General features: G+C 71.4%; 13 protein-coding genes. 4 read left to right on the forward strand and 9 right to left on the reverse strand.

Features of this window, described 5'->3' with window-relative positions:
* Positions 1–42: 42 nt before the first annotated feature.
* The 3 genes from VT85_RS06780 to VT85_RS06790 form a co-directional block, all read right to left on the reverse strand.
* Positions 43–1,644, reverse strand: a complete 1,602-nt coding sequence (locus VT85_RS06780; protein ID WP_082858408.1) for a DUF4340 domain-containing protein — start codon at positions 1,642–1,644, stop codon at positions 43–45.
* A 64-nt stretch (positions 1,645–1,708) separates the two neighbouring features.
* The gene (locus VT85_RS06785) at positions 1,709–4,468 is read right to left on the reverse strand and encodes a Gldg family protein (protein ID WP_082858409.1); all 2,760 of its coding nucleotides are present in this window, start codon (positions 4,466–4,468) and stop codon (positions 1,709–1,711) included.
* Positions 4,469–4,607: 139 nt separating this feature from the next.
* Positions 4,608–5,336 carry an ABC transporter ATP-binding protein gene (locus tag VT85_RS06790; protein ID WP_068412408.1) on the reverse strand — a complete coding sequence of 243 codons (729 nt, stop codon included), beginning with the start codon at positions 5,334–5,336 and terminating at the stop codon, positions 4,608–4,610.
* 438 nt (positions 5,337–5,774) lie between these two features.
* On the opposite strand from VT85_RS06790, the gene VT85_RS06795 reads away from it, so the two are divergent.
* Together VT85_RS06795 and VT85_RS06800 are read left to right on the forward strand one after the other, a co-directional pair.
* Entirely contained in the window at positions 5,775–7,439 is a 1,665-nt protein-coding gene (locus tag VT85_RS06795) for a DUF1549 domain-containing protein (protein ID WP_068412411.1), read from the forward strand.
* 28 nt (positions 7,440–7,467) lie between these two features.
* Entirely contained in the window at positions 7,468–8,754 is a 1,287-nt protein-coding gene (locus VT85_RS06800; RefSeq protein ID WP_068412415.1) for a DUF1501 domain-containing protein, read from the forward strand.
* 59 nt (positions 8,755–8,813) lie between these two features.
* On the opposite strand, the gene VT85_RS06805 is transcribed toward VT85_RS06800, so the two are convergent.
* The 6 genes from VT85_RS06805 to VT85_RS06830 all read right to left on the reverse strand — a co-directional run bounded on the left by VT85_RS06805 (position 8,814) and on the right by VT85_RS06830 (position 24,819).
* Entirely contained in the window at positions 8,814–15,908 is a 7,095-nt protein-coding gene (locus VT85_RS06805) for a hypothetical protein (RefSeq protein ID WP_068412418.1), read from the reverse strand.
* Positions 15,909–15,913: 5 nt separating this feature from the next.
* Complete coding sequence (locus VT85_RS06810; protein WP_156512716.1) at positions 15,914–19,366, reverse strand: hypothetical protein; 3,453 nt, start codon at positions 19,364–19,366, stop codon at positions 15,914–15,916.
* A 162-nt stretch (positions 19,367–19,528) separates the two neighbouring features.
* Positions 19,529–21,472, reverse strand: a complete 1,944-nt coding sequence (locus tag VT85_RS06815; protein WP_068412424.1) for a hypothetical protein — start codon at positions 21,470–21,472, stop codon at positions 19,529–19,531.
* 184 nt (positions 21,473–21,656) lie between these two features.
* Positions 21,657–21,863, reverse strand: a complete 207-nt coding sequence (locus tag VT85_RS06820; RefSeq protein ID WP_068412427.1) for a hypothetical protein — start codon at positions 21,861–21,863, stop codon at positions 21,657–21,659.
* A 248-nt stretch (positions 21,864–22,111) separates the two neighbouring features.
* Positions 22,112–22,534 (reverse strand): VOC family protein, encoded by a 423-nt coding sequence (locus VT85_RS06825; RefSeq protein ID WP_068412429.1) that lies wholly within the window; start codon positions 22,532–22,534, stop codon positions 22,112–22,114.
* Positions 22,534–24,819, reverse strand: coding sequence for a glycosyltransferase family 39 protein (locus VT85_RS06830; protein WP_197491139.1), 2,286 nt, complete (start codon positions 24,817–24,819; stop codon positions 22,534–22,536). The genes VT85_RS06825 and VT85_RS06830 overlap by 1 nt, the downstream gene beginning before the upstream one ends.
* 159 nt (positions 24,820–24,978) lie before the next feature.
* On the opposite strand from VT85_RS06830, the gene VT85_RS06835 reads away from it, so the two are divergent.
* Positions 24,979–25,599, forward strand: coding sequence for an SIS domain-containing protein (locus VT85_RS06835; protein ID WP_068412432.1), 621 nt, complete (start codon positions 24,979–24,981; stop codon positions 25,597–25,599).
* A gap of 3 nt (positions 25,600–25,602) precedes the next feature.
* Positions 25,603–26,598 carry an ROK family protein gene (locus VT85_RS06840; RefSeq protein ID WP_068412434.1) on the forward strand — a complete coding sequence of 332 codons (996 nt, stop codon included), beginning with the start codon at positions 25,603–25,605 and terminating at the stop codon, positions 26,596–26,598.
* Positions 26,599–26,616: the final 18 nt, after the last annotated feature.

Genomic DNA, 26,616 nt, shown 5'->3' on the forward strand with positions numbered 1-26,616 from the left:
CAGTGTACCATAGTCGCGCCGTCGCCGACACGTCCGCGAAAATCAGAGCCCCCCGGACGCCGAATGGTTCGGCGCCGGGGGGCGGGTCGATCGGCGTCGGTCAGTGGGCGTGGGGATCCTCGGCCGCCCCGCCGCCGGGGAAACCGCCCGGGAAGCCGCCGGGCCGCCCGGACCTCCCGGGAACCCGCCCGCGCCCGGGAAGCCGGCGGGCGCCCCCTCGGCCTTGGGCTTCTTGGGGACGACCAGCGCGGCGCGGTCGAGGTTGATCGAGCGGAAGCTGTCGCCGGGGGTGACGTAATACCAGGCGGCGAACCGCTCGGTCAACTCCTCGGCCTGCTTCTTGCCGTCGGCGAGCTTCTTCTCATAGGCGGCCTTCTCGCGGGCCTTCTTCTCTTCCTCGGCCTTGGCGGCCTCCGGGTCGGGGGCGATGACCTGATCGGGCAGCTCGCCCGCGGCGGGCTTCTCCTCGGCCTGGGGGGCCGGGATCAGCGCGGGATCGAACGAGACCGTGACCATGACGAAGCGGTTCTCGGTGGACCCTTCGGCCTTCTTCTCCTCCGCCTTGGACGGGTCCGCCTTCTTCTCGGCGTCGTCGGGGGTGCCGGCCGTCAGCTCGTCGCCCGAGCCGAAGGTGACCTCGCCGAAGCGGAGCGTGTAGACCACGCCGTCCTCGGTGAAGATCCGGACGTCCCCCTGGTTGGAGAGGAGCTGGCCGTCCCGGGTCATGTAGAACCCCTTGCTTTGCAGCGAGGCCACGGTCGCCGCCGAGAGGGTGATCCCCTTGTCGTCGGTCTTCTTGAGGTCGCGGGTCAGCCCGGCGGGCTTGGCCCGGACGCCGACGATCTTGAGGTCCGCCAGGGCGGTCGTCAGGGCGCGGAGCTTGTCGTCGTCGAGCTGCTTGTCGTCGGGGAGGCCGCCGGTCAGGGTCCAGGGGTCGGTGGCGTTCTTGCGCTCGACGTCGAGGACCTCGCCCTTCTGATAGCCTTGCTCCAGGTTGACCTTGTAGTTGTCGAACTCGACCTTGCGGATCTTGGCGGCGTCGAGCTTCAGCAGGTTGGTCTCGATCCAGTCGGCGAACCGGGTCGAGGGCTCGGCCTTGAGGTTCACGCCGTAGATCCGCTTCTGGTCCGGCACGCGGACGTAGAACTGGCCGGAGCGGTCCTTGATCGGCTCGCCGATGATGAAGTCGGCCAGGACCTTGTCGGAGGCGTCGCGGAGGGTGATCCGCTTGCCCCGCCCCTTCAGCGCGCTCGCCTTGGCGTCGAGGGGGTCGATGACCCCCATCGCCTCCTGGTCGTCGGGGGAGTCGGAGCGGATGGTGTCCTTGGTCAGGTCCATGAGCGCGGCGGCCGTCTTGGAGAGGCGGTCGCGGGCGTCGGCCGGGTAGCCGTAGTGGGACGGGATGACCCACTTGTTGTTCTCGAACTTGACCTGGAACCGCGAGGCGGTGGCCGTGGAGGGGTCGAAGTCGACGACCTCCAGGTTCGTGCAGGCCAGGGGGTCCTGGAAGTCGGCGAAGAAGGGCTGCCCCTGGTCGTTGAACGCCTCGCTGCGGACGGTGCGGTCGCGGGTCGCGACCATCGCCAGGCTGGCGAACGCCAGGGCGACGGCCGCGAAGATCCCGGTTTTCGATATCTCGGTCATCGTCGGTCCTCTTGGATCGGCTGCGGGGATGCTCTCGGGATTCGGCGGACGATCGACGATCGGGTCAGGCCAGCCGCTTGGGGCTGGCGCCGAGGTTCTCGCGGCGCAGCCGCGTCAGCAGGACGAGCAGGCCGAGGATCAGCGGCGGGAGCGGCGGGACGCCGGCGGCCAGGTAGCGGACCCGATTCTCGATGGCCCGGGTCTTGCGCTCGGACTCGGCCTTCCCCTCGCGGATCCGGTTGAGCTTCTCGTCCTCGATCTTCTGCTTCTCGACGTCCAGCCGGCGCTGGGCGACGTCCTGGAGGTTCGCCAGCATGATCTCCTTGGTCCGCTCGTCGAGGTCGGTGCGGGAGCGGACCTGGTCGACCTGCTTGTCGAACGCCTTCTGGGCGTCGTCGAGCTGGGCCTTGGCGGCCTCCTCGGCGACCTTGGTCTGCTTCTGGAGGTCTTCCAGGAAGTCCCGGGTCTGGGCCTCGACGGCGGTCAGGGTCCGGTGCCGGGGCCGCTTCTTGCGGAGGGCCAGGAACGACTCGTCGCCGGCGAGGACGTCGACGCAGTTGAGGACGAAGGTGACGTTGTCGAAGTCGAGGTTCTCGATCTTGCGGCGGCGGATCTCGAAGAACTGCTCGGAGACCATGTCGAGGTCGGCGATGGCGATCGCGTTGATCGTCGCCGGCTTCTCCTCGGCCTTCGGCTCCTCCTTCTTCTCGGCCTCGTCCTTCTTGGGCTCGGCCTGGGCCTGCCCCTTGATGCGGGCGGCGATGGTGTAGCCGTTGCCGGTGGCCAGGTGGCGGCGGCGGGGGTTGACGCCGGAGACGCCCATGAAGCCCTGCTGGACGGCGTCGGCCCAGGGGATCACGCCCCCCTGGTCGCTGGTCCGCAGCAGCGGGGTGAACTCGGGCCCCGCGCCGCCCGACTTGGGCCGGAGCAGGCCGGGGAAGAGGGCGACGATCTCCTGGAGCCCGGAGGTCGCGGCCTGGTCGGGGTTGAACGCGTCCTTCTCGCCGCTGCCTCGGCCGATGAAGACGACCTCGGGGGGCATGTCGGCGAGCTGGGGGTGCGGGTTGTAGGTGTTCCAGACGATCTCGGTCGACGGCCAGTCGAGGCCCATCAGGTCCAGCAGGGGCTGCAGGTTCCCCTTCTGGTCGGGCGGGGCGCCGCCGCCGAGCGGGCCGCCCGGCGGGGCCTTGGGGACCTCGGGGGCGATCTGGGGGTTGTCGACCGGGAACGGGTCCATGAGCAGCAGGGTCGGCCCGCCCGCCTTGACGTACGCGGTCAGGTTGTCGATCTGGGGCTGGGTCAGCGACGACGGCTGCGCGACCAGGAGGACCCCCAGGTCGCTCGCGATCGGGGAGTCGGGCGAGACCGAGCTGACCTCGTACTGCTTCTTGAGCTCGGTGACGATGGACCATTCCGGGGTCTGGCCGAAGCTCCGCTGATCGAAGCCCCCCATGACCTTGGCGTCGGTCGTCAGGATGCCGACCTTCTTCCGGCCGCTCCGCGAGACCACCTGGATGGACCGGGTCAGCTCATACTCGACCGGCAGGCCGCGGTCGAAGAAGGGGATGACCACCTCCTCCAGCCCCGACGTGAAGGCGACCCCCAGGAAGATCTCGGCCGAGCTCTGCTTGGCCTGGTCGGCCGAGAAGACCCGCCGGGGCGCGATGCCGAACTGCTTCTCGGCGTCGCGCGCGGCCGTCGAGTAGACTTCGGTCGGGATCAGGTTGAGCTGGATCCGGCCCCCGCTGCGGGCCTGGTATTCCTTCAGGTTGCGAAGCAGGTCGTTCCGGGTCTCCACGTACTCGCGGGGGACTTCCGGGCTGTAGAACGCCTGGATCAGGACCGGGCGGTCGGCCGGGATCTTGCCGATCAGCTCGATCGACTCGGCCGAGAGCGTGTTCAGTCGCTCGCTGCTGGCGTCGGCCCGCTTGCCCCACAGGTCGACCAGGACGTTCGCGCTGAACAGGGTGAGCAGCAGGAGCGCGAACCGGGCGGCGGAATGGAGGCCCAGGCCCTTGCTCGCTTCGCCGCCGGCCCAGTGGCGGCGCCCCAGCAGGAGCATGTTCAGGTAGATCATCGCCGCCGCGAGCGAGACGAAGTAGAAGACGCCCGAGAGCGAGATCACCCCCGCGCCGAAGTCCGCGAACTGGGCCGGCACCGACCAGCCTTCCAGCTGCCGGCGGAGGTTCCCGCCGGTCGGCGAGCCCAGCATCCCCACGAAGATCGGCAGGGCGCAGAACAGGGCGCCCAGGATGAACGCGACCGTGACGTTGGACGACAGCAGCGACGCCACCATCCCCACCGCGATCAGCATCGCCCCCATCAGCCAGTAGCCGAGGTAGGTGGCGAACATCACCCCCAGGTCGGGCGAGCCCAGGTACGAGAGCACCAGGAGGTGGCTCGTCGAGAAGAGCAGGGCGACGGTGAAGATCCCCACGGCCGCCAGGTACTTGCCCAGCACCACGTCCAGGTCGTGCGCCGGGAGGGTGAAGAGGAGCTCGTCGGTCCCCTGCCGACGCTCGTCGGCCCAGAGGCTCATCGTGATCGCCGGGACGAAGAACAGCAGCAGGTACGGCATGTACTTGTCGAGCTGGTCCAGGTTCGCCAGGTTGTTCGTGAAGAACTCGTCCTGCCAGAAGGCGACGGTCGAGCTGATCAGGACGAACAGCGTGATGAAGACGTAGCCGGCCGGGTTGCTGAAATAGCTCTGGAGATTGCGCTTGAAGACGGCCCAGATGACGTTGGCCCGGAAGGGGCGGATCGCGGCCCGCGCCGGTCGGGCGACGGCGGGCTGCTTGCTAGGTTCGGTTTGAAGCGTGGCCACCGCGGGATTCCTCGATTGGGGCGTCGAATGGTCGAAACGGCGCGGGGGTCGGGTCGGGGCCGGGCGGGGCGTCGGCGACGCCCCGTCGGACCTTCCCTTCCGGGCCTTCCATGCAGGTCAACGGCGACGGCGTGGGGCGTCAGACGGGCTGCGCCGTCAGCTTGTAGAAGGCGTCCTCGAGCGAGCCGCCGCGCTTCGCGAGCTCGGCCGGCGCGCCGTCGAAGACGATCTTGCCGTCGTGGATGAACAGGACCCGGCCGGCGACCGGCTCGACCTCCTGGAGGATGTGGGTCGAGACCAGCACGGTCTTGGTCTTGCCCAGCTCGCGGATCAGGGCCCGGACGCCCTTGATCTGGTTGGGGTCGAGGCCGCTGGTCGGCTCGTCGAGGATCAGGACCTCGGGGTCGTGGAGGATCGCCTGCGCCATCGAGACGCGCTGGCGATAGCCCTTCGAGAGCTTGCCGATCGGCTTGTGGGCGACCGCCTCCAGGGCGCAGAGCGCGACGACCTCGTCGAGCCGGTCGCGGAGCCTCGTGGACGACATCCCGCGGGCCGCGCCGAAGAACTTCAGCAGGCCCAGGGGGGTCATGTCGGTGTAGAGCGGGCCGTTCTCCGGGAGATAGCCGAGGTGCTCGGCCGCGGCGATGCGGTCGGCCTGGACGTCGATCCCGGCGATCCGGGCCGAGCCGTGGGTGGGGGCGGTGAAGCCCGTCAGGAGCCGCATCGTGGTCGTCTTGCCCGCGCCGTTGGGGCCGAGGAAGGCGACCACCTGACCCTTGGGGATCGTGAACGACACGTCGCGCACAGCCAGGAAAGACCCGAATTGCTTGCAAAGCCCGTGGGCTTCGATCATGACCGGCGTAGACATGCCGATGCGTTCCTCCCAGGCCCTGGAAATAGTCTCGATCCGGCCCGCGCGGGACGCGGGCCACGCCGCCCCGGAGGCGGCCGACGGTCGAATGAGGGAACCGTCTTGCGCGACCCCGACGCGAATCGATCCGCCGAGCCGAGGCCGAGTCGTCCAGCCTCGTTACGCGGATCCGCTGCGAGGGGTTCATTATGATCCCGCGAAATCCCCGACGCAACCTCTCAAGTGAGGGCCTCTGAAACTTCGATGCATCGATTGACCGGGAATCGAGGCGCCGAAATAATCTCATTGAAGGTCACGTGCGTCCGTACATGGCGTAATCTAAAGTTTGAACGAGGCTTCGGCCTCCTCGATCCGATCTCGACCGCATCCACCGATCCCATCGACTCGACCGACCCGTTCGCCCGCAGCCCGGTCTCATCAGAGGGAGAGCCTTTCATGCTCCAGCGTGATGGACGGACCGACGTCCGGACGGCCCGATCCCCCCGCCGTGCGATCGCCGCCGTCGCCGCGTTGCTGGTCGCGGTCTCCGCCGGGGCCCGCTCGAACGCCGGCGAAGAGCCCACCTCGAAGTCGGCCGATCCGGGGAAGCCGTCGCCGGGCGCCGCGAACTTCCTGGACCCGCTGCTCCTCGAAGCCTGGAAGGAAGCCGGCCTGAAGCCGCCGCAGGCGTCCTCCGATGAGGAGTTCCTGCGTCGCGCGTATCTGGACCTCCTGGGCCGGATTCCGACCGTCGCCGAGGCACGAACGTTCCTCGTCGGCCGCGCCCCGGACAAGCGGGCCAGGCTCGTCGAACAGCTCCTCGACCACGTCGACTTCCCCAAGAACTTCGCGACCGAGTGGACGAACCTCCTGATCGGCCGCGGCCGGCAGGATCGGAACGTCGACCGCGCCGCGCTGACCGCCTGGCTTCGCAAGCAGTTCGCCGCCGACCGGCCCTGGAACGAGGTCGTCTACGACCTGGTGACCGCCAGCGGCTCGAACAAGGAGAACGGCGCGGTCAACTACACCCTGGCCCACATGGAATCCGAGGCCGTCCCGCTGACCTCGCGGACGACCCGGCTGTTCCTCGGCCAGCAGCTCCAGTGCGTCCAGTGCCACGACCATCCCCAGAACGACTGGAAGCAGGCCGACTTCTGGGGCGTCAACGCCTTCTTCCGGGGCCTCAAGGCCGAGGAGAAGCGTGCGATCGACGCCGCCGGGCTCGAGAAGTTCGACCATGTCGAGCTGACCGACGTGCCGACCGACTCCTTCGCCCGCTTCGACCGTCGCAACGGCATGATGGGCGTCGCCTTCCCCAAGTTCATCGACGGCCGCAAGCTGGAGAAGCCGGACGCCTCCCTCCGCCGCGTCGAACTCGCCAAGCTCATCACCGATCCGACGAGCGACCTCCTCCCCCGCGCGATGGTCAACCGGATGTGGGCCTATCTCCTGGGCCGGGGGTTCGTCAACCCGGTCGACGACATCGGCCCCCACAACCCCGCCGTGCTCCCCGAGGTCTTCGACAGGCTGACCGAGGAGTTCCAGGCGTCGGGCTGCGACGTGAAGCAGCTCATCCGCTGGATCACCTCGTCGGCCGCGTATCAGGCCACCAGCCTCCGGCCGGGCAAGGCGAGGCCCGAGGACGACTTGTTCAGCGTCATGGCGCTGCGACCCATGTCCCCCGAACAGCTCTTCGACTCGCTCCTGACCGCGACCGCCGCCCACCGCGCCGGCTCGGGCCGAGACGACGCCAAGCGCGAGTCCTGGATGCGGCAGTTCCTCTTCGCCTTCGGCAACGACGAGGAAGACGAGGCGACCAGCTTCCAGGGGACCATCCCCCAGTCGCTCATGATGATGAACGGCGACCTGATGCGCGACGCCCTCTCCGGCAAGCCGGGGAGCTTCCTGGCCGACGCCGTCGAACAGGCGGGCCGCCAGCGCCGGTCGCCGGCCGCGTTCATGGTCGACCAGCTCTACCTCGCCGCGCTCAGCCGGCCGCCGACCACGAGTGAGCGGAACGCGTCGGTGCGCCACCTGCAATCCTACCCAGACGCCCTGCCGTACTTGCAGGACCTGTTCTGGGCCCTCCTGAATTCCAACGAATTCATCCTGATCCACTGATGCGGACGTCCCCAAGGAGCCGACGGTCATGACGCCCCCCCTCGTCACCCCCCGCGGGATGCACCGCCGCCACTTCCTCGGCCACCTGGCCGCGACGGCGCTCGGGATTCCCGCGGCCCAGTTCTTCCACAGCCTGCGGGCCCACGCCGCCGCGCCGAACAAGGCCCACAAGAGCTGCATCCTGCTCTGGATGTCGGGGGGCCCCAGCCACCTCGACATCTGGGACCTCAAGCCCGACAGCGAGAAGAACGGCGGCCCCTTCCGCCCGATCGCGACGTCCGCACCCGGCGTCATGATCAGCGAGCACATGCCCAACACCGCCAAGCAGATGCACCACCTGAACATCCTCCGCTCGCTCGACTCCAACGAGGGGAACCACGAGCGCGGAACGTACCTGATGCACACCGGCTACGTCCCCAACCCGACCGTCGTCCACCCCGGCTGGGGCTCGACGGCGGCCTTCGAGATCGGCAGCCGGCTCGAGGATTTCGACCTCCCCCACTGCGTCTCGATCAACACGCCGGGGCAGGGCGCCGGCTTCCTGGGGATGTCCTACACGCCGTTCATGATCCAGAACCCCAACTCGCCGATCGCCAACCTCGCCCCCCCGGCCGACGTCGACGAGCTACGCATGGACCGCAGGCTTCAGCTCCTGAGCCGGACCGAGAACGACTTCATCAAGCAGCGCGGGTCGCAGCCCGCCCTCGACCACAAGGCCGTCTACGCCAAGACGATCCGCATGATGAACTCGAAGCGCAAGGACATCTTCAAGCTCGACACCGAGCCTCAGGAGGTCCGCGACGCCTACGGCAAGCACGCCTTCGGGTCGGGCTGCCTCCTGGCGCGCAAACTGGTCGAGCAGGGCGTGACCTACGTCGAGGTCGCGATGGGAGGCTGGGACACCCACGCCGACAATTTCGACGCCCTCTCCAACCGACTGCTCCCCGAACTGGATCAGGGGATGGCCGCCCTGACCGCCGACCTGGCCAGCCGGGGCCTGCTGGACACCACGATGATCGTCTGGATGGGCGAGTTCGGACGCACCCCCCGGATCAATCAGAACGCCGGCCGCGACCACTGGCCGCGAAGCTGGTCGGTCGTCATGGGAGGCGGCGGCATGAAGTCCGGCCAGGTCGTGGGCTCGACCGACAAGAACGGCGTCGACGTCACCGACCGGCCGATCGGCGTGATGGACATGGTCGCCACCATGACCAAGACGATGGGGATCGGCCTGGACACGCAGTACACCTCGCCTCGCGGGCGTCCGATGAAGGTCGTCGACGGCGGAACCCCGATCGCCGAACTGGTGGGCTGAAAACTCGCCTCTTCGTCGTCAGAATCCCGACCCCGTCGCGTGCGGGGCGGGCCCTCGAGTCATCCATCCGACCGCCAGGGCCAGGCCGCAGGCCCAAAGAGCCAGCGGCCCCCCGCCACGGCCGCGAGCGAGAGGCTCGCGGCGGCGATCAGGCTCTGCGCCCCGACCTGGCGCGCCGAGGTCAGCCCGGCCAGACCGAGCCCCATCAGAAGCGCCAGGAGCAAGAGGGAACGGGCTCGGCTCTCGCTGACGCCGACGTAGCCGGCCGCCCGATCGGTCTCGATCGGCAGGTGGATCGGCGGATCGTCCAGCCCCGGCGCGGAGCCGACGAAGAAGCGGGGCCGCCCCAGACGCCGCATCCGCTCGCGTTCGGCCTGCACCGCGATCCCGGTCGCGGCCGGCGAGGCCCCCTCGGCTTGCAAACCCAGGTAGGTCAGGGCGTCCGCCACCGGCTCCTCCAGGCCCGTCGAATGCAGGGCCTCGACGAGTTGCAGCCGCGACCCCTTGATCACGTCGAGGTCCCGCGCCGCGCGATCGCGACGCCCCCGGTCGGCGGACCGCGACGCGGCCAGCAACGCGCGCTCGGCGCCGCGAAGGGCCGACTCGTGCTCGATCAGGAGCGACACCAGCCGTCCGCGGTCGCGGCCCGAGCCGCGATCCATCTCGGCGATCAGGTCGACGACCTGGCGCGCCACGCGATCGGCCCGCTCCAGTTGCTGGCGCTCCGGCCCGACCGCCTCCAGGCCGAGCGACGAGGCGTCGATCGCCTCGTCGGCCGGCAGGTGGAGGACGACCAGCGTCGGCGTCCGTCCGTCCCCCACGCGAGGCAGTCCGAGGTCGCGACGCCCCTGGATCTCGGCCCCCGCCCCGGCGCCCTCGGCGGCCCAGGTCAGGGTGACGCTGCGGGCGGCCTGGTCCCCCAGGGGGATCACCCATCGTGATTCGGCGTCGAGCAGCGGCCTCACGGCCGCGCCGTCGACCGCGGCCCGCAGCAGGCGGCCCGCCTCCGGGGGCGCGACGGTCAGGAACGGGCCCGATCGGGGCTCCGTCCGGTACGTCGCCGTGCCCGTCGCCCCGCCGTCCGGCGCGAGCACGCAGAGGAGCTCCGCATCCCGCACCCGCGCGGTCACGTCGCCTCCCCCCAGTCCCGCGTCGTCCCCCGTCGGGGTCTGGACGTCGAGCGACCAGCGGTCGACGTCGACGTCGACGTGATACGCCCTCGCGGCCAGGCCGGTCGCCGCGCCGAACTCCTCGTCCTGGAAGCGGCTCGCGTGCGAGATCTGGCGAAGCCCGGCGGAGCCGGCCGTCGTCGGCACGGTCGCCGTGGCGAAGACCAGGGCGACCGCGGTGTCGACCACCCCGAGCCCCAGCGGGACGACCTTCGGAAAGCCGACCTCTTGCCCGGCGGCGATCGGCGCACGTGAGCGCAGGACCACACGCTGAGAGCCCCAGATGGGACGCTCCGGCGTGATGGTCCAGAACGTCCAGCCGTCTCGGGATTCGGTCGTCAGCTGATGCTCCTGGCCCGTGAGCCGGAGCCGGGCGTGCGGTGCCCAGGCGGCGGGGACCTTCAGATGGATCGCGTCCAGCGGACCCCCCGCCACCTCGTAGCGGAGCACGGCGATCCACTCGGCCGAGTCCGGATGGATCGTCAACTGGCTCCCGACCAGGACGTTCGGACGCGGGGGCTGGGGCGTCCAACGCAGCTCGCCGACCTGGGTGGGATCGTCGATCCGGTAGGATTGGCGGGTCCAGGCGCCGCCGGGCTCGGTCGGCTCCGAAGTGACGAACGCCGCGCCGCCGGGGGCCGTCGCAAGATCGACGACCCCGCGCGAGAGCACCTCCAGCGTCCCGGCCGAACCTCGGCCTTCCGCCGCGTCCGGCCAGGGGAGCCGGAGCCGATGCTGGCGGGGTCCCGGGCCGGGCTCGAGCCGAGCCACCGGGATCCAGCCCCGCACCTTGATCGTCCGTCGGGATTTCAGGTCGATCCGGTCGAACCGGACCTGGAGGGGCCCCCCCGACGGCCGGCTCCAATCGGTCATGCCGGCGGACTCGACATCGAGCAGGATCAGTTCGTCCGGCAGCGCCACCCCCACCCGATCGAGCAGCCCGGTGATCTCGGAATGCTCGATCTCGTAACGGCAGTCCACGCGGCCGGCGTCGACCTGGAGCTGCACGGAGGGCTTGAGACGCCATCGAGTGGGGGTCGGGCCAGTCCGAAATTCAACGACGTCCTGGGGCTTGAACCGGACGGTCCCGGCGAAGGTCAGGACGTCGTCGGGCAGGGCGCCCCAGGCGCGCACGAAGGACTCGTCGCCGACCGGCTCGGCGTCCCTGGGGGGCTCGAGCCGCCCCGTCCAGTGCCCCGGCCGCCGCACGGCCAGCAAGCCCGACTCGCGCTCGACGCCCATCGGCTCCACGCGCGGGAACCGCCGGGCGACCGGGCCGGGGGCCTCCGTCCCCCCCTCGCCTCGGAGGGGCCGCCAGAAGTCCAGGAAAATCGTCGTCCGATCGGGAAGCGGGGGGTCCACCCGAGCGACCCATTCGGGGTTCTGCGGCGTCCCCCCCCACGAGGCGTCCACCAATCCGGGGATCTGGACCGAACGCGGAATCAGGCCCGGCTCCAGGGCGATCCGGATCGTCGAGGTCCGCCGCCGGGTCCGGTAAGTCAGACGGGCGCGGACCCGCTCGCCGGCCGGGTCCAGGTCCCAGAGCATCAGGCTCTCGACGGTCGCGGAAGGCTGGTCGAGATCTGGATTGGGCGACGTCCAGGAGATCCCGATCCGGTCGACGGGCCCGAGCACGGCCTCGATCGTCTGGTCTCCCTTGGCGATGACGCGGCCCCGGGCGACCAGTTGCTGCACCGGACGGCCCCCGGGAGGCTGCTCCAGCGTCAGCCGGGCGAACGGGGCGCGGTTGACCTTCAGGTCGAGCGTCTCGAGGGAGCCGTCGCGGAACGGAGAGGCGGTGCGACGGACCCGCAGTCGGCTCGTCCGACCTCCGGGGATCATGACGACCGCCACCTCTCCCCCCGGCCTGACGATCACCGGAGCCCGGACGTCGTCCAGCGCGGCGACGAGGTCCCGCGCCCCGCCGACCGGGAACTCGAACGCCGTCGCGGGGCCGTCGCCGACCCGGACCGAGTAATCGCTCTCGACGGCCAGGTCCAGCTCCCCGCCCCGCGCCACGCGATGCTCGGCCGCGAGGATCGAGGCCCGCTCCTCGGCTTTCGGAGCCGGGGCCTCGCCGGCCCTCGCGAGCCGCTCGTGATCGGCCTGGCGGAGGATCACCCGCGAGGGGGCCGCGGCCGGGTCGAACGCGCCGTCGTAGGGGAAGAGCGCGAGGATCGGGGGGGATTCGACGGGAGGCTGGAACGCCGAGGCTCGGGACAGGCCGATCGTCGCCAGGACCCACGCGGCGACCCGAAAGCCGCGACGGAACCGCGCCGAGGTTCGCCCGACGCGACCCGACCCGGGCGCGCCTCGGCCGCGAAGCGTCTCGCGCAGGAGCCGGCCCAGACGCACGAGGAGCGTGATGAACGCGCCGACGAACGCCCCGGCGCTCACCGGGGGGGGAGCCGCCTCCCACCAGTCGTGCAGCACCACCGACGCGATCATGAGGAGCAGCGGCGCGATCAAACCCCGACGCGGGGAGACGGCCCGACGCAGCCCCACCGCGATCACCGCAAGCGCCGCCACCCAGCCCAGAAGCGCCCGAGTACCGGCGTCGGCCGTCTCGACCCAGGCGTCGGGCCCCGGCCAGGAACTCGCCGTCAAGCGCGAGGTCGACCAACCCGAAGCCCGACCGCGTCGGTCGGCCGGCGCGGAGTTCGTCGGCGTCGAATCGATCGGGGTCGACTCGCCTCGCCAACGCGTCGACGACTGGAAACGGTCGGTCGCGTCCGCTCCCCAGAGGATCGCCTCGGCGACCGCCGAGCGCCACGTCGCGGAGCCCGAGAGCGGCCCCGCGGCGCGTCGGGATGTGACGAGCAGCGCGTCGTCGACCAGGAGCAGGACCAGGCCGCGAGACTGGAGCGCCGCGAGCGATTTCGGCCCCCCCGCCGCGTCGACGGGGGTCGGGGCCGGCGTGTATCGTGATCGCGGGCCGAAGCCCTCGGCGGCCAGCGCCGAGCGATCGACGATCAGCGGCTCGGCGCCCGCGTCCCATCGAATAAACGCCTCGGCGAGCGTCAGGTCCTCGGTCGGCGCCTCGCCCAGCGATTCGTCGAGCCGCCGCAGGACGTCCTCGCGCGGCAGCCGCATCGCGGCCCGCTCGCCGGGCCATCGCCACCGGGCGACCCCCAGCGATCCGAAGGGCCAGGGGGGCCGGGGTTCGGTCGAATCGACGACGAAGCCGGGCCCCGCCTCGTCGAGCGTCAAGCCCGGGGAGAGGATCAGCTCCCAGCTGAACGAGAGGCAGGGGAGGCCGAAGTCGGGTGCCGTCGGCCGGAGCCGGCCGCCGGACGGCGCGACCGACGGTTCGAGCCGGTAGTCCAGCTCGACGGCCCGCGTCGGCTCGCCGGGCCCGGAGGGGAGGGGGATCGAGACCTCGTCCCCCACCCGCGTCGGGTCGACGGCGCGGCCGTCGACCCGCGCCGAGACGAGGACCGATCCGGCCGGCGCCTGGAACGTGAGGGCGTCGGTCTGGTCGGCGGCCACGAGCGTCCAGAGGCGGTTGAGGGAGCGGCCGTCGGGGAAGGCGCGGGTGGTCAGGCGGGCGTCGCGGATCAGCCCCCTGGCACGAGCCGGGGTCAACTCTTCCGTGGCGAGATCAAGCCGGCTGCCGGGCGTCGAGTACGTCATGGCCTGCGACGTCCAGCCGGCCGGCGGCGATGGCCCGCCGGCCCGCGCGGCACCCGCCGCATCGGGACCTGGCGCGAGCGTCTCGGCGAGCGACGCCTCGATCCGACTCAGCCCCTCCCCCGTGATCCGGCTGCGAACGTGTTCGGGGGTCTCGATGACGACGACGCCGCGGGGGGAGTCCGCCCCCGGGAGGCAGGGGAGCGGCACGGTCCCTCGCCCATCCCAGGCAGTCGAGGAGGCGAATCGGACCGTGGCCCGCCCCTGCGCCGAGGTCTCGGCCGCCAGCTCCAGGACCACGCCGCCGTCGGGGAACCCGAGTCGTCGGCGATCGGACTCCGCGAGGATCGTTGGCGCCAGCCGATTCCCATCGGCCGCGTCGGTGAACGTCCAGGCGCCGAGGTCGCCGGCCCGAGCGTTGATCCAGACTCGCGCCGCGGGGTCTCCGCCGCCGGCCGTCGCGATCGTGATCCAGCCGGAGACGGCGAGCTTCCGTCCTCGTTCCTCAAGCCTCGCCTTGACGTGGACCCAGCCTCTCGAGCTGGGGTCCACGCGCAGGACGTCTACGGGCGCCTCGGCGTCGTCGGCCGTCCATCGCCAGGCCAGGACCGGCTTGAGGTCGGCCGTCTCCGGAGATGCGGCCTGGAGCAGGCCGGGCGTCTGGACGGGGTCGATCCAGTCGAGCCCCCTGGTCTCGCCAGGTTGGAGCTGGATGCGGCCCGCCGCCGTGGCCACCCAGGCCTCGTCGGCGACCCGCCCCCGGGTCGGACGGACGCGGGGCAGCATCAGGCGCTTCGGCGCGTCGACCGGGCCGGCGGCGACCGCCCCCACGAGGAGCGTTCGGCCCGAGGGGGCCGCGTCCGACGCCGGGGCCAGCACGCGGAGCAGGGTCGAGCCGTCGGGTCGCACCGTCCGGCTCCAGGGAGGCGCCCCCTCGACGCCCGCCAGTTCCACGCGATCGACGGCCCAGCCGGCGGGGAGTTCCAGCTCGTGCTCCGGGGCCGATCCGGGGAGGCCCAGGCCCGCGACCTCGCATTCCAGCCGGATCGAGGACGGTCGGAGCGCGAGCCGCCCGCGCAGGGTGTAGACCGGCTCGTTCCCGGCGGCGCGGAAGGTCAGCTCGGCCGCCGAGCCGGGCGCGGCCGATTCGAAAACGAGAACCGTGCCTCCCACGCCCGCCGTTTCGCCCGGCGGCGGCGGGACCCGACGGCCGTCGCGCTCCCGGCACTCGCGGACGACGTGGCGCTCGTCCAGGAGGATGGTCGTCGTCCCGCCGGTCCAGGTCAGCGGGGGGAGCGGGCGGATCGCCGGCACGTCCCAGGCGCCCTCGGCCGGGACCCGGGCGTGCCCCCGGAATCGGACCGGGACGGCCTCGCCGCCGGGGGTCGCCATCCAGACGACGGCCCGGCGCGGCGTCCCTTCCTCGACGCGGAACTCCCGGACGGTGGGGCCCTCGACGCCCAGCAGGTCCAGGCCGGGATCCAGCTCGACCGTGAATGTCCCCCCGCCGGGCTCGTCGGCCTGGATCGTCCAGTCGGTCGTCCAGTTGACCGGCCGGGTCGCCAGGCGATCGACGGCGTTCAGGTCGATCCGCGTCGGCCCGCCGACCCAGATCCGAGACGGGTTCCCGGCCGCCCTCGTTTCCGCCAGGTTGGTCAGCCGGAGGTCCAGGGCGCCCACCCGGCCGTGGAACCGCCAGGTCTCGCGATCCGGGGCTTCACCCGGCGAGGGTCCCTCGCGACGCACGGCCGCCCCCGAGGGTTCCCAGCCGACGGGGACGTCCAGGGTCAGGCTGGTGGTCTCGTCGCCGGGCAGCGACAGGCTGAAAATCCGCCCCCGCGAGTCCGGGCGCGCCCGCAGCTCCCACTCCAGCACGAACGTCGCCTCTCCCGGTTTCGCCGCCGACGGCGTCTCCAGCCGAAGGAAGCTCTCGCCCGTCGCCGAGGAAGCGACCGCCGCCCCGGACTCGGGCCCCTTCAGGATCGCCGGCGACCACGGCTCGATCGACACCGACGCCGAGCCCGGCGGCGTCGCCGCCACCAGCTCGGAACGGCCGACCAGGAGTCCCGAACTGAACCTCGCGAAGTGGCGGGCGCGGACGAGCCGGGGGCCGCCCCGCTCGCGGTCCCGCCCTCGCGCCTCGACCGCGCCCAGCAGCGCGTCGAAGTCCGTCGGCGACAGGACCCGCAACGGGGTGTCCGGCGGGAACTGGGACGCGACCTGGCCCGACGGGATCCGAACCCGCACGACCTCCGGCGCATCCCCCTCGCCCCCTCGGGCGGCCGGGCCGACGACGAGCGCGAACACCGCGACGAGCGCGGCCGGCAGCGAGAGGCTCGAACTCGGGACTTCCATCGACGTCACTCCGTCCTCAGGCGGCGCGGGCTGAGCGAGGCGTCCGACTCCGGCTGGGGCGACGGCGTCGAAATGTAGTCCATCGTCGAGGACGTCCGAACGCGGATCGCCGTCGAATCGTCCGAGCCGACCCCCGGCGCCGATCGCTGCGAGGACTCCCCCACCACGACGTTCGACATCGAGGTCCCCCGAGCCGGCGGCGCGGTCGCGCCGCGTCGCAAGGTCCAGCGCCGGCCTACATGAACGAGCGCCCCGAAGGCGATCCCGAAGGCCGCCGACTGCACGACGAGCGCGAGCACCCCGGGGGGCAGGAACATCGCGGTCGGGAGCCCTACGGCCACCACGGCCCCGACGAGCCACGGCGTCGTGATCGGGACGAAGAACAGTCCCACCGCCCCCAGCAACGCCAGGCCCGAGCAGACCAGGACGGTCCAGGCGCGCGAGACGACCCAGGGGTTGATCGGCGAAGGCGGCCCCACGCGACTGAACAGGTAGCCATGCGAGATCGCCTCGACGTCGAGCGCGTCGTCGACCGCCGCGGGGGGCGCCGTGGGCCCCGCCGCCCACGCGATCAATCCGGCCGAGGACGCGACCGGCCGACGCTTCCACGCGTAGACGTCCCAGTACCATTCATTCTCATCGGCCCAGCCCCGAGGCTGCCCGGCCACGGCCTGGCTCCAGGGGACCTGCACCAGCCAGTAGGCTTGCAGCACCTCGGCGTCGTCGAGCAGGGCGGGGGGGAGCCAGGTGCGACGGACTCCGGCGGCTGGAAGCCGATATTCCAGGTCGAGGAGCAGCGGCCGGGCGATCGAGTCGGCAGGCAGGTCGATCCGGCTGGTCGTCCCGTCCGGGCCGACGTCGATCCGATCCAGAGTCCGACCGTCCACCCGCGCCCGCAGCCAGCGCGCGCCCTCGGGGAGCGCGACCGAGAGCCAGGCCGGGTGCGAATCGACCGCATACCAGGCGCGGACGCGAAGGTCGCCCTCGGGCTCGAGCGTCGACCGGATCAGCGCCCGCGACGCCACCGTCGGGGGAAGGACGACCGTCTCCACCAGGCGGGCCGCGACCGCCAGCCCCTCGGACTGGTCGTCGCGATCGAGCCGGTACGCCCGGCCGGTGCGGGGACCGGGAGGCGAGGGCTCGTCGATCTCGGCCCAGGCCGGGTCGTCCACGGCGACCTGCACGTCGGGCTCCGTGGAAAGCTCGACGACGCAGCCGCCGGGCGTCCCTTCCTCGGGCTCGATCCAGGGGATGCGCAGGGGCGTCGGGCTCGCCGGGTCGAGCGAGCGGCCCAGCGGGATGCGATACTGGAAGGTCAGGACGGCGGCGTCGACCACAGGCCGCTGGAAGTGGAGCCGCGACCGCCGCGCGCCGGATCGGGCGTCCTCCAGGTCCTCGGTCCGGATCGGCTGCTTCTCGTCGGACGCCTCCCAGCGGGCCGAGACCCCGACCGGGACGACGACGTCCAGATACGGCAGCGCGCCGTGGCGCACCCGCAGCGTCGTCTCCTGGCGAACCTCCACCGTCCGCCGCGAGACCCTCGCCGTCAGCCGCGTCTCGCGACGCACCGCCAGCGGGCGCCGTTCCAGGCGAAGGTCGAGCGTGGCCGGGTTGCGGCCGGTGCGAAGCCGGAGGCCGGGAGGCCGGAGATCGGCCTCGGCGCCGGGGGGGGGCGGGGGCGGCTCGGCGGCGGTCTCCTTGACGAGCGTGGCGTCGCGAGGCTCCAGGCTGACGTCCCGACCGGCCCGGACGACGAACGCGGCGTTCGTGGAGACCGCCCCGCGAGCCGCGAACAGGCCCAGCCGCACGTCTCCCGGCCCCGGAGCCGGCTGACGGCCCGACAATTTCAGGCTGAAGGCCGGGCGGTCGCGAGCCTGGGACGTCAGGCGGATCTTGAGGATCCGCTCGGCGTCGGCCGGATCGGCCGCGGCGGCGGCCGCGTCCGGCTGGGGGGGCGTGGCCGCCTCGACGAGATCCGGCGGGCCGACCGAGACGACCTTCATGTCCGCCGGCACGGCGACCTCGACCTCGAACAGCGTCCCCCGCACCCGACGCACCTCGAGGGTCGTCTCGTTCCTCACCACCTCGGGATCGAGCGAGAGTTCCGCGACGGCCTCGGTGCTGAAGAGCGGGGGCGCGTCCTCGACGCCGATCGCAAGGGCGAACGGCTGCTCCAGGAACTGCAACGCCAGGGTCGTCCCCGGCCGAGCCTTCAGCGCGGTGGGGAGGTCGCGGGGGTCGATCCGCCGCAACCCCTGGGACTTCGCCACGTTCACGAACAGGTTCGGCCCGTGGGTCACCCCCAGGAAGCCCGACTGCTCGCCGGCGTCGGTCAGCGGGTATCCCGAGAAGTTCAGGAGCCGGGTCCCCGAAGCCGGCCGCCGCGTCTCCAGCACCAGCTTTCGCGACTCGCCCGACCTCATCGGCTCGGCCAGCGGGATCGTCAGCAGGTTGCCGCCGCCGGAACGCTCGATCCCCGACGCCGGGAACTGGTCGTTGAGCTGGATCCGCGAGACGACCTCGTCGTCTTCCAGCCGGATCTGGAGGCTGCGGGCCACGCCCCGCGCGCAGGCGATCGCCCAGGACGAGCGGACGACCACCCCCTCGGCGTCGACGACCACGGCCATCTCGACCTGGGCCGCGAGCAGCGGCGCGGCGCGCTCGCCCGCTTCGCCGGGCTCGCTCCAGCTCACGACGAGCGGCGACCTCGGGGCGACGTGCGCGGCCACCCGCAAGCCCTCGCCCCCCTCCACGGGGGTCGGCCGCAGGGCCTCCCCCGGCCCGGCGTCCACGTCGTACGACCGTCGCGGCAGGACCAGGTCGAACGAGGTCGCGGGCGCCTCGGGGATCGCCAGTTCCAAGGTCCGACGCTCGGCGTTGATCCGCACCGGAGCCGTCGCTTCGATCCGCAAGGCGTGCGTCCGCGCGCCTTCCAGCCGGGCCTCCCACCGTCCCCCCGCGCCTCGACGCAGCTCCAGCTCCCGGTCCCCCTCGCGGGCGGCCAGGACGACCGGGGCGTCGATCTTGAGCGGGACCCAGGCCGGGCCGGCGGTCATGAGCGAGCAGTCGACGCCGATCGCGATCCGGGCGTGATCCCCGCCCACGGTCCCCTCGACGCGGACCGCGTCGACGATCGACTCGTCGGCGTTCCCCGGAGCCGCCCCTCGCAGCCTTCCGGGCGCGGGGCGTGAGATGACCCAGTCGGGAGCGCCGAGCTTCTTCCAGAATTCCTCGACGTCGGCCGCGCCCTGGAGGATGACGACCTCGTCGGGCCAGATCGGGGCCGCCGGCGTCGCCGCCGCGGGAGGCCGAGCCGCCGCCGTCGCGGGCGGGGGGGCCGTCGGGGGAGCCTCCTGTCCGCGGGCCGTCGCGACGACCGCCGCGACCGCCGCCCAGCACGCGACGAGGCGACCGACGCGCGCGCCCAAGTTGTTGCCGGACGATCGCGAAACTCTCAACGCATCAACACTCGTTGAACAAGGAGCCCGGCGAGGGGGACGGGAGCGGGCGACCCGCCGCGCGGGTCGCCGCGACTGGAATATACCACGCAGACCGCCCCCTTTCCAGGAATCGCGGCGCCGGCCTCGCCCTCGGTCGGGAAAGGCCGACGCCGTTTCGGCTTACTTCGCGGCAGGGGCCGCCGCCGGCTTCAGCGCGCCGTCGTCAAGGAGTTTACGCCAGGCGGCGTATCCTTGTTCGGGCCGGTCGGCGTCGTAGGCCGGGGCGTCCCGTCCGGTCAGCCGAATGAGGTTGTCGATCGCCAGTTCGCGGACGGCCAGCGACTCCTCGTCGGGCGAAAGGTCCTTGACGAGAGAGGCGAGCGTCTCGGGCCGCGCGGCGTCCGCCGGCGCGAAGCCGAGCAGCAGCTTACCGAGGCGGTCGCGGTCGTAGTCGCCGAAGTCGAGCTGGAGTTGGTCCCAGGCCCGCCGCGAGGCCGCCTCGCCCGACGAAAGCTCCTCGCGGATCGCGGCGACTGCGGCCCGACGGGCGGCCGGATCGCCGGGACGGTCGAGGATCGGGGTCAGCAGCGAAAGGTCGCCCAGGCCCCGGAGCGCGGCGACGGCCATCCGTTTGACGTCGGCGTCGTCGTTCTCGGTGGCCGAGACGATGTCCGCCAGCACCGGACGATCCTCCGAGAACTCCTTGAGGCAATGTTCCCGGAGGGCGGTCAACTCGGCCGACGCCGGCTTCTCCGTGATCCATTCGGGCGCTCGGGCGTCGGTCAGGCGTTCGATCGCCCCAGCGGCGTCGACCCGGACGCTCGCGGGCCCTTTCACCTTCTCCGTGGCCTTGACGGTCTTGATCGCGACCTCCCCGCCGGGTCCGACGTGGATCGTCAACGGGGGCTGGCCGGTCGCCGCCCGGCCGTACGCCCAGTGGCCGTCGGAGTCGAAGCCGAGGGCAAGGTCGGCCGGGCGGTCCAGGTCGACGATCCGTCCCTGGAACGAGACGTGCAGCGGGCCGGCGGCGCTCGTCGGCTCGGCCAGGATTCGGCCCCGGACCAGTTCCACCGACGGACCGCCGTCGGTCGCCGCGGGGAGGAACCGCACCTCGGAGTCTTCCAGCAGGTTGACGGCTCCCTGGGAAGTCGCCAGCCGTCCGGCGAACGGCGGGGCGGCCATCACGCGGTCGCCCGCGTCCACGGCTTCGCCCTCACGGCTCCGAACCCATTCGCGCAGGTCGCCGTCGTATCGAAGGAGCATGCCGTCGATATGGTCCACCACGGCCGCGGCGCCGGCCGGCACCTGGACGGCCGCCGGGGCGGGCTTGGGTACGGCCTCGGCTTTCGGCTCGGATTTGGGCTCGGCATTGGCCTCAGCTACCTCGGGGAGCCCTTCCGCGTGGTCGTCGGCCTCGGGCGTCGGCCCCTTCGCGACGTCGGGTTCCACCACGGCCACGGCGGGGGCTTCGACCGCCGGGGCGGGGGGCGTCATGGGGCCGATCGCTGCGTCGGCTCGCCCCGGCACGTCCCTCGCGATGGCCGGCGCGGCCGAGCCGTCCGGCTTCAGGCTTTCGTAGGCCGACCAGGAGAGGAGGGCGATGAGGGCCAGGCAGGCCGCGAGCGGACCGAACCGTTCGAGCCAGTGCCGGCTCGGTCGGGCCTGGACGACCCAGGGGGTGATCGGCTGGGTGCGAGGGTCGACGGCCGGAGCCTCCTCGTCGACCGTCCCGGCGCGCGCCTCCCGACCCTTGACCAGCAGGTACATGCGGGCCTTGGCTTCGGGCGGGACCTGCACCCGTTGCCCGAGCAGGCTCAGGATCTGGTGGACGCTCGCCGCCTCCGCGAGGTTGACGTCCGAGGTCAGGCACTTCTTCTCGTATTCGGCCACCTGCTCGGCGTTCAGGTCGTTGTCCAGATAGCTCGCCACGAGGTTCGGGTCGGTGGCGTCCGCGCCCTTCTTCCCCGGCACCGTGAGCCGTCGTTGACGGGTCACCCGATGGATGCGCTGCACCAACTCCTGCGCCAGCGGGCTGCTGCCCACCTGCTTGCCGATCTCCCGCACCTGCACCGGCGGCAACGTGTCGTCGAGCCAGGCCAGCAGCGTTCTCAAGGTCAGTCGCATCGCACCCTTCCCCCCGGGATCCCCGCGATCGGCCCGCCGAGATCGCCCGGCCGGCTTCGCGATGGATTTCGTCCCTGCTGATATGTGTGGGGGGCGGCCCGCGAATCCGTGCGGAATTTTTTCGATTCCCGGCGGCCAGGCGATGCAAGTCCTCGGTGGTTCCGGGCTTCGACCTGAAACCGGATCAGGCCGGGCGACGCGACGAGTTCCCTCGGGCGTCGAGTTCGTCGCTTCCGGCCAGGACGCGAGGGGGCCGGGCGCGGCTGGTCCGCATCGCGCCAGTCGCGGCCAGGTACATGGCTTCCAGTCGTTCATCGCTCCGGCCCGCGGCCCGAAGCACCGCGAAGGTCATGGTCAGAAAGATCCCATAGCAGCAGATGAGCGCGAACATCCCACTCGATCCTCCGTCGTCGATCTCAAGGCCGGCCCGAAACGGGTCTCGGCACTGTTGCATTTAATCTACTCATGCACGCAATTTTGGTGACCTAGGTTATCGCTTAATTTAGAAAACGGACGCGGCGTCGGCCGTGTGGCCCCGGGTCGACGCAGGTCGACCGAAAACCACCGCGCGCGGGAGGAGCGAGGTCGTGCGGCCGGTGTCGGCCGCCCGAGTTGGATTGCGATCCTCAAGTCACGGCCTCAATCCTGGGGGATGAGGTGGGGGTTCCAGACGATCTCCCAGAGGTGCCCGTCGGGGTCCTGGAAGTAACCCGCATAGCCTCCCCAGAAGGCGGCCCGGGCCGCCTTCACGATCAAGGCCCCCGCGTCGGCCGCCTGCCGCATGACGACGTCGACCTCGTCCCGCGAGGCCACGTTGTGCCCGAGCGTGAACTCCGTGGGGCTCGGGTCGCGCAGCGGGAGCTCCGAATCGTGGGCGAGGCTGGCGCGCGGCCAGATCGCCAACTTCAAGCCCGGCTGGAGGTCGAAAAAGGCCACGGCGCCATGCTCGAATTCCTCACCGACGATCCCGTCGGTCGCCAGTCCGAGGCCGTCTCGGTAGAACCGGAGCGACCTCTCCAGGTCGTCCACAGCGAGCGTGACGACGCTGAGTCGAGGCTTCATCAGGAACTTCCTCCAGGGGTCACGGACCGATCGGCCCTTCGATTCGAGTCGGCGGGCGCGGACGGTTCGATCCCACCCCGAACGCGATACAGCCGGAACCAGGGGTCGCCTTCGCGAACTCCGTAAAGAGGCTCGAAGGTCTCGGGATGGGAGTCGGCCCATTGGCGTTCGACCGGGAAGCCTTCGGCGTCGGCGACGTTGTGCGCCCCTTCGCCGGGATTGACCCGGGTCACGACCAGGAGCTGAATCGCTTCAGCCCGGAGGTTGGCGAGCCAGGCGTCGTAATCGGGGCGTTCACGATCCCAGCCGGGCCGGGCGTTGGGCCATTCGCCTCGTCCCTCGGCGCGAGCCCGGCGGTGGAAGTCGTGCATCAGCCAGTGGGGCGGCCCTTCGACGTTCACGTACCGGACGTTGTTCCGGAGTCCCGATCCCATCAGGTAATAGGGAATGTTCGTTCCCGCGTAGGCGATCCGCGAGCCGGTCGGCCCGGAGCGGGCGTCCAGTTCGATCCATCCCCGATAGAAGTCCGGGAAGGCGGGAAAGGCCAGGAGGCGCCGATCGCCGGCGAAGGGGACGATCTGGGACCAACCCACGACAGCCGACAGGCCGATCGCGGCGAGCCCGGCCATCCAGGTCGCGGCGTCGGGACGCCCTCGCCGCAGCCGAGCCCCGGCCCAGACGATCAGCCCGGCCACCACCGCCAGCACCGGCACGTCGAGCGCCGAGAGAAACTCGAAGCCTGAGCGCGGCGAGGCCAGGCGAAGCAACTCAGATGCCAGCGGAAGGATCGGGGGGATGGCGTTGGGGATCTGGGGTGTGAGGTCCCAGGGGACGTCGGCGTCGCGCGGGCCGAACGGCCAGGACTGGGGGGTGGCGACGTGCAGCGCCAGCATCAAAGTTGCCGCGATCCGGAGCCATCGGCTCCGGTCGAGCAGACTCGCGAGCGGGACCACCGCCAGGCCGACCCCCTGGAGCATGAATCGCTGCTGCGTGCGGTAGGGGATGAACAACCAGTAGAGGGCCACGTTCAGGACGACTCCCAGGCTGAAGATCCAGACCCAGCCGTCTCCCCGACGCCGTCCGCGCCCGACCGCCCAAACGCCCAGAACCGCCGCCACCCATAGAGGTACGGTGCGAGCGTCGAGTACGCCGACCAGGGTATCGACCAGCGCCCGCCAGTTCGAAACCGGGATGTAATAGATGCTCCCCCGCATAGCCTCGGAGCCGTACCAGCCCGAAAGCCACGTCGCCCCCCCGAGCTTGACCGTCAGGGGATAGAGCGGGTTCCCGGTCAGGAGGGCGTTTCGCGCGTACCAGAACCCCGAGGTCGTCGCCACGCCCGTCAGGATCGTCGCCAGCCCCGCGAGCGTCGGCCGGACGGCCCGCGTCCGCCGCGCGACGGCCCAGCAACCGGCGAGGAGCAGGGGGGGGACGAAGAGATTGCCGACCGATTTCGTCCCCAGCGCCTCGCCCGCCGCGAGCCCCCCCAGCAGAAGCGCGGGCCAGCCGTCGCGTCCCTCGGCGAATCTAAGGAAGAAGTAGGCGGCGGTGAGGTATCCGGCGACGAAGATCGTGTCGACGTTGGCCTCGAACGTGAAGAGGACGAGCGGGCCGACGGTCGCGAACAGCGAAGTCGCCACCAGCGACGCCGTCCGCCCCGCCCCCAGTTCTCGGGCGCAGCCGAAGGCCGCGATGCACGCCAGTCCCAGGAAAGGGGCCTGACCGACCCGGGCCAGGCGATCGCCCCCCCAGGTCGCCATCAGCCAGGCGAACCAGAGATCGCCGTTGGCCGGGAAGTAGGTCGCCGCGCTCTCCCCGAAGGGCGAGGCCACGAGGAACAACCGCCCCGCCTGCCACCACCTCGCCGCGAAGTACAGGTGATAGATCGGGCCGTCGCTGACGACCTTCACCGGCATGAGCAGCGACGACGTCCCCAGGACGAGAGCCCCCCAGATCGCCAGGCCGACCGCCAGCCACCCCTCCCAGCCGATCGGCTCCGGCTCGGCTGGGGGCCCGTGATCGGCGTCCACGCCCCGGCCCGGCCACGTCCGGGCGCACGCCAGCCCCAGGACGGCCGCCGCCAGCGACCAGCCCAGCAAGCTGGGGACGTTCAGAAATCCCAGCGTCCCCAGGAGTTGCACACCGACCGTGACCCAGGTCCAGGCGAGCACCCCCACGGCCAGGATTCGCGCCGGGCCGTGCGGCTGGCGCAACACGCGGGTGGCGCACCACCACGCGCCGAGAAGGACGAGGACGTTCGAGGACAGGAATGACAAGACCATCATGTTCCGCGTCGATCCTGCTCCGGGCTCCATGGACTCCCCGCCCCCGCAGGTCTCTACTTTACACGTTGCGGAACCGACTGCTATGATCCCGGCGCGGAGAGGGATCGGTTGACGGGGCGGGGCCGACCGGCTCGCCCGGCGCGGGAGGGAGTGGCGCTGATGCTGGGACAGACGCTGTCGGCGGGAGATTACCTCGCACGGGTACGCGACGAGATCGCGCGGCTGGACCTCCACGCGGTCGAGAACGTCAGCGAGGTGATCGAACGGGCCTACGACGCGAACCGGTTCGTCTTCATCATCGGCAACGGCGGCTCGGGCGCCAACGCCTCGCACCTCTGCGAAGACCTGGCCAAATGCACCCTCTGCGATTTCGAATCCCAGAAGCGGCTCAAGGTCCTGAGCCTCACCGACAACACCGCCGGCATCATGGCCTGGGCCAACGACGAGGGCTATGAGCGAATCTTCCTCGAACAGCTCAAGAACCTGGCCTCCCCCGGCGACGTCCTGATCGCCATCTCCGGATCGGGGAACAGCCCGAACATCGTCAAGGCCGTCGAATGGGGGAACGCCCAGGGGATGGAGACGGTCGGGTTCACCGGCTTCTCGGGCGGACGGCTGCAAGCGATCAACAAGCACAACCTGCACGTCGCCATCGACGACATGGGGATCGTCGAATCCCTCCACCAGGTCGTCTTCCACTGGCTGATCGACGACCTCCACCGCCGCTTCACGGCCAAACATCAGCCGGTCGCTCGCAACGGCGCCCAGGCGCAGCTTTGAGCCATGACCGATGACGCGGAATGGCTCCTGGGCATCGAGATCGGCGGGACCAAGCTCCAGCTCGGCCTGACTCGTCGCGCCGGGACGATCGAAATCCTGAAACGGTCCGCCATCGACCCGAGTCGAGGCGCCGAGGGCATCCGCGAGGGCATCCGCCGAGCCTTCGCCCTGGCGATCGACGAACTCGGCCTCACTGCGGGCGAAGTCCGCGCGGCGGGCGTCGGCTTCGGCGGCCCCGTCGACGCCGAGAGCGCCCGGACCGAAACCTCATTCCAGGTCGAGGGTTGGACCGACTTCCCCCTGGGCGACTGGGTCCGCGAGAGCCTGAACGTCCCGTGCGTCTCCGTGCACAACGACGCCGACGTCGCCGGGCTGGCCGAATCACGCCTGGGGGCGGGGGTGGGAAAGTCCCCCTTGCTCTACCTGACGATCGGCAGCGGGATCGGCGGCGCGCTGATCGTCGACGGCCGGATCTACCGGGGGGCGGGACGTGGCGCCGTCGAGATCGGCCACCTGCGCGTCCCCTCGCCCGATCCGACGTCGCCCGACGACTTCCCCGAGCTGGAGACCGTCGCGTCGGGGTGGGGGATCGGCCGACTCGCCCGGCGCGCGGCCGAGGGTTGCCGCGATCGCGGCGAGAGCTGGACCGTGCTCGACGAAGAGGGTCGTCCGGAACGGATCACCGCCGTGCAGATCGCGCGAGCGGCCGGGCTCGGCGATCCCCGAAGCCTCGAGGTGCTTGATCGGGCTCGCCGAGCGCTGGCGTTCGCGCTCGCCCAGGCCGTCGCCCTGATCGCGCCGGCGCGGATCATCCTCGGCGGCGGCGTCTCCCTGATCGGCGAGGAGCTCTGGTTCCAGCCGATCCGCGAACTCGTCGACGCCGAGGTCTTCCGCCCGTTCCGGGGTTCGTTCGACATCGTCCCCGCCGCGCTCGGCGAGGAGGTCGTCGTCCACGGGGCCCTGGAACTGGCCCGCGACGCCTGGTCCGCCTCGGCCTGAACGCGTCCACGACGGCTC

Origin of the sequence: Planctomyces sp. SH-PL62 (assembly GCF_001610895.1) — a bacterium.
Lineage (GTDB): Bacteria > Planctomycetota > Planctomycetia > Isosphaerales > Isosphaeraceae > Paludisphaera.

What these genes read in the sequence shown, in the direction of transcription:
- VT85_RS06780 (WP_082858408.1), bottom strand. Translation starts at nt 1,644, where the DNA reads ATGACCGAGATATCGAAAACCGGGATCTTCGCGGCCGTCGCCCTGGCG.
- VT85_RS06790 (WP_068412408.1), bottom strand. Translation starts at nt 5,336, where the DNA reads ATGTCTACGCCGGTCATGATCGAAGCCCACGGGCTTTGCAAGCAATTC.
- VT85_RS06795 (WP_068412411.1), top strand. Translation starts at nt 5,775, where the DNA reads ATGCTCCAGCGTGATGGACGGACCGACGTCCGGACGGCCCGATCCCCC.
- VT85_RS06800 (WP_068412415.1), top strand. Translation starts at nt 7,468, where the DNA reads ATGACGCCCCCCCTCGTCACCCCCCGCGGGATGCACCGCCGCCACTTC.
- VT85_RS06805 (WP_068412418.1), bottom strand. Translation starts at nt 15,908, where the DNA reads ATGGAAGTCCCGAGTTCGAGCCTCTCGCTGCCGGCCGCGCTCGTCGCG.
- VT85_RS06815 (WP_068412424.1), bottom strand. Translation starts at nt 21,472, where the DNA reads ATGCGACTGACCTTGAGAACGCTGCTGGCCTGGCTCGACGACACGTTG.
- VT85_RS06820 (WP_068412427.1), bottom strand. Translation starts at nt 21,863, where the DNA reads ATGTTCGCGCTCATCTGCTGCTATGGGATCTTTCTGACCATGACCTTC.
- VT85_RS06825 (WP_068412429.1), bottom strand. Translation starts at nt 22,534, where the DNA reads ATGAAGCCTCGACTCAGCGTCGTCACGCTCGCTGTGGACGACCTGGAG.
- VT85_RS06830 (WP_197491139.1), bottom strand. Translation starts at nt 24,819, where the DNA reads ATGATGGTCTTGTCATTCCTGTCCTCGAACGTCCTCGTCCTTCTCGGC.
- VT85_RS06835 (WP_068412432.1), top strand. Translation starts at nt 24,979, where the DNA reads ATGCTGGGACAGACGCTGTCGGCGGGAGATTACCTCGCACGGGTACGC.
- VT85_RS06840 (WP_068412434.1), top strand. Translation starts at nt 25,603, where the DNA reads ATGACCGATGACGCGGAATGGCTCCTGGGCATCGAGATCGGCGGGACC.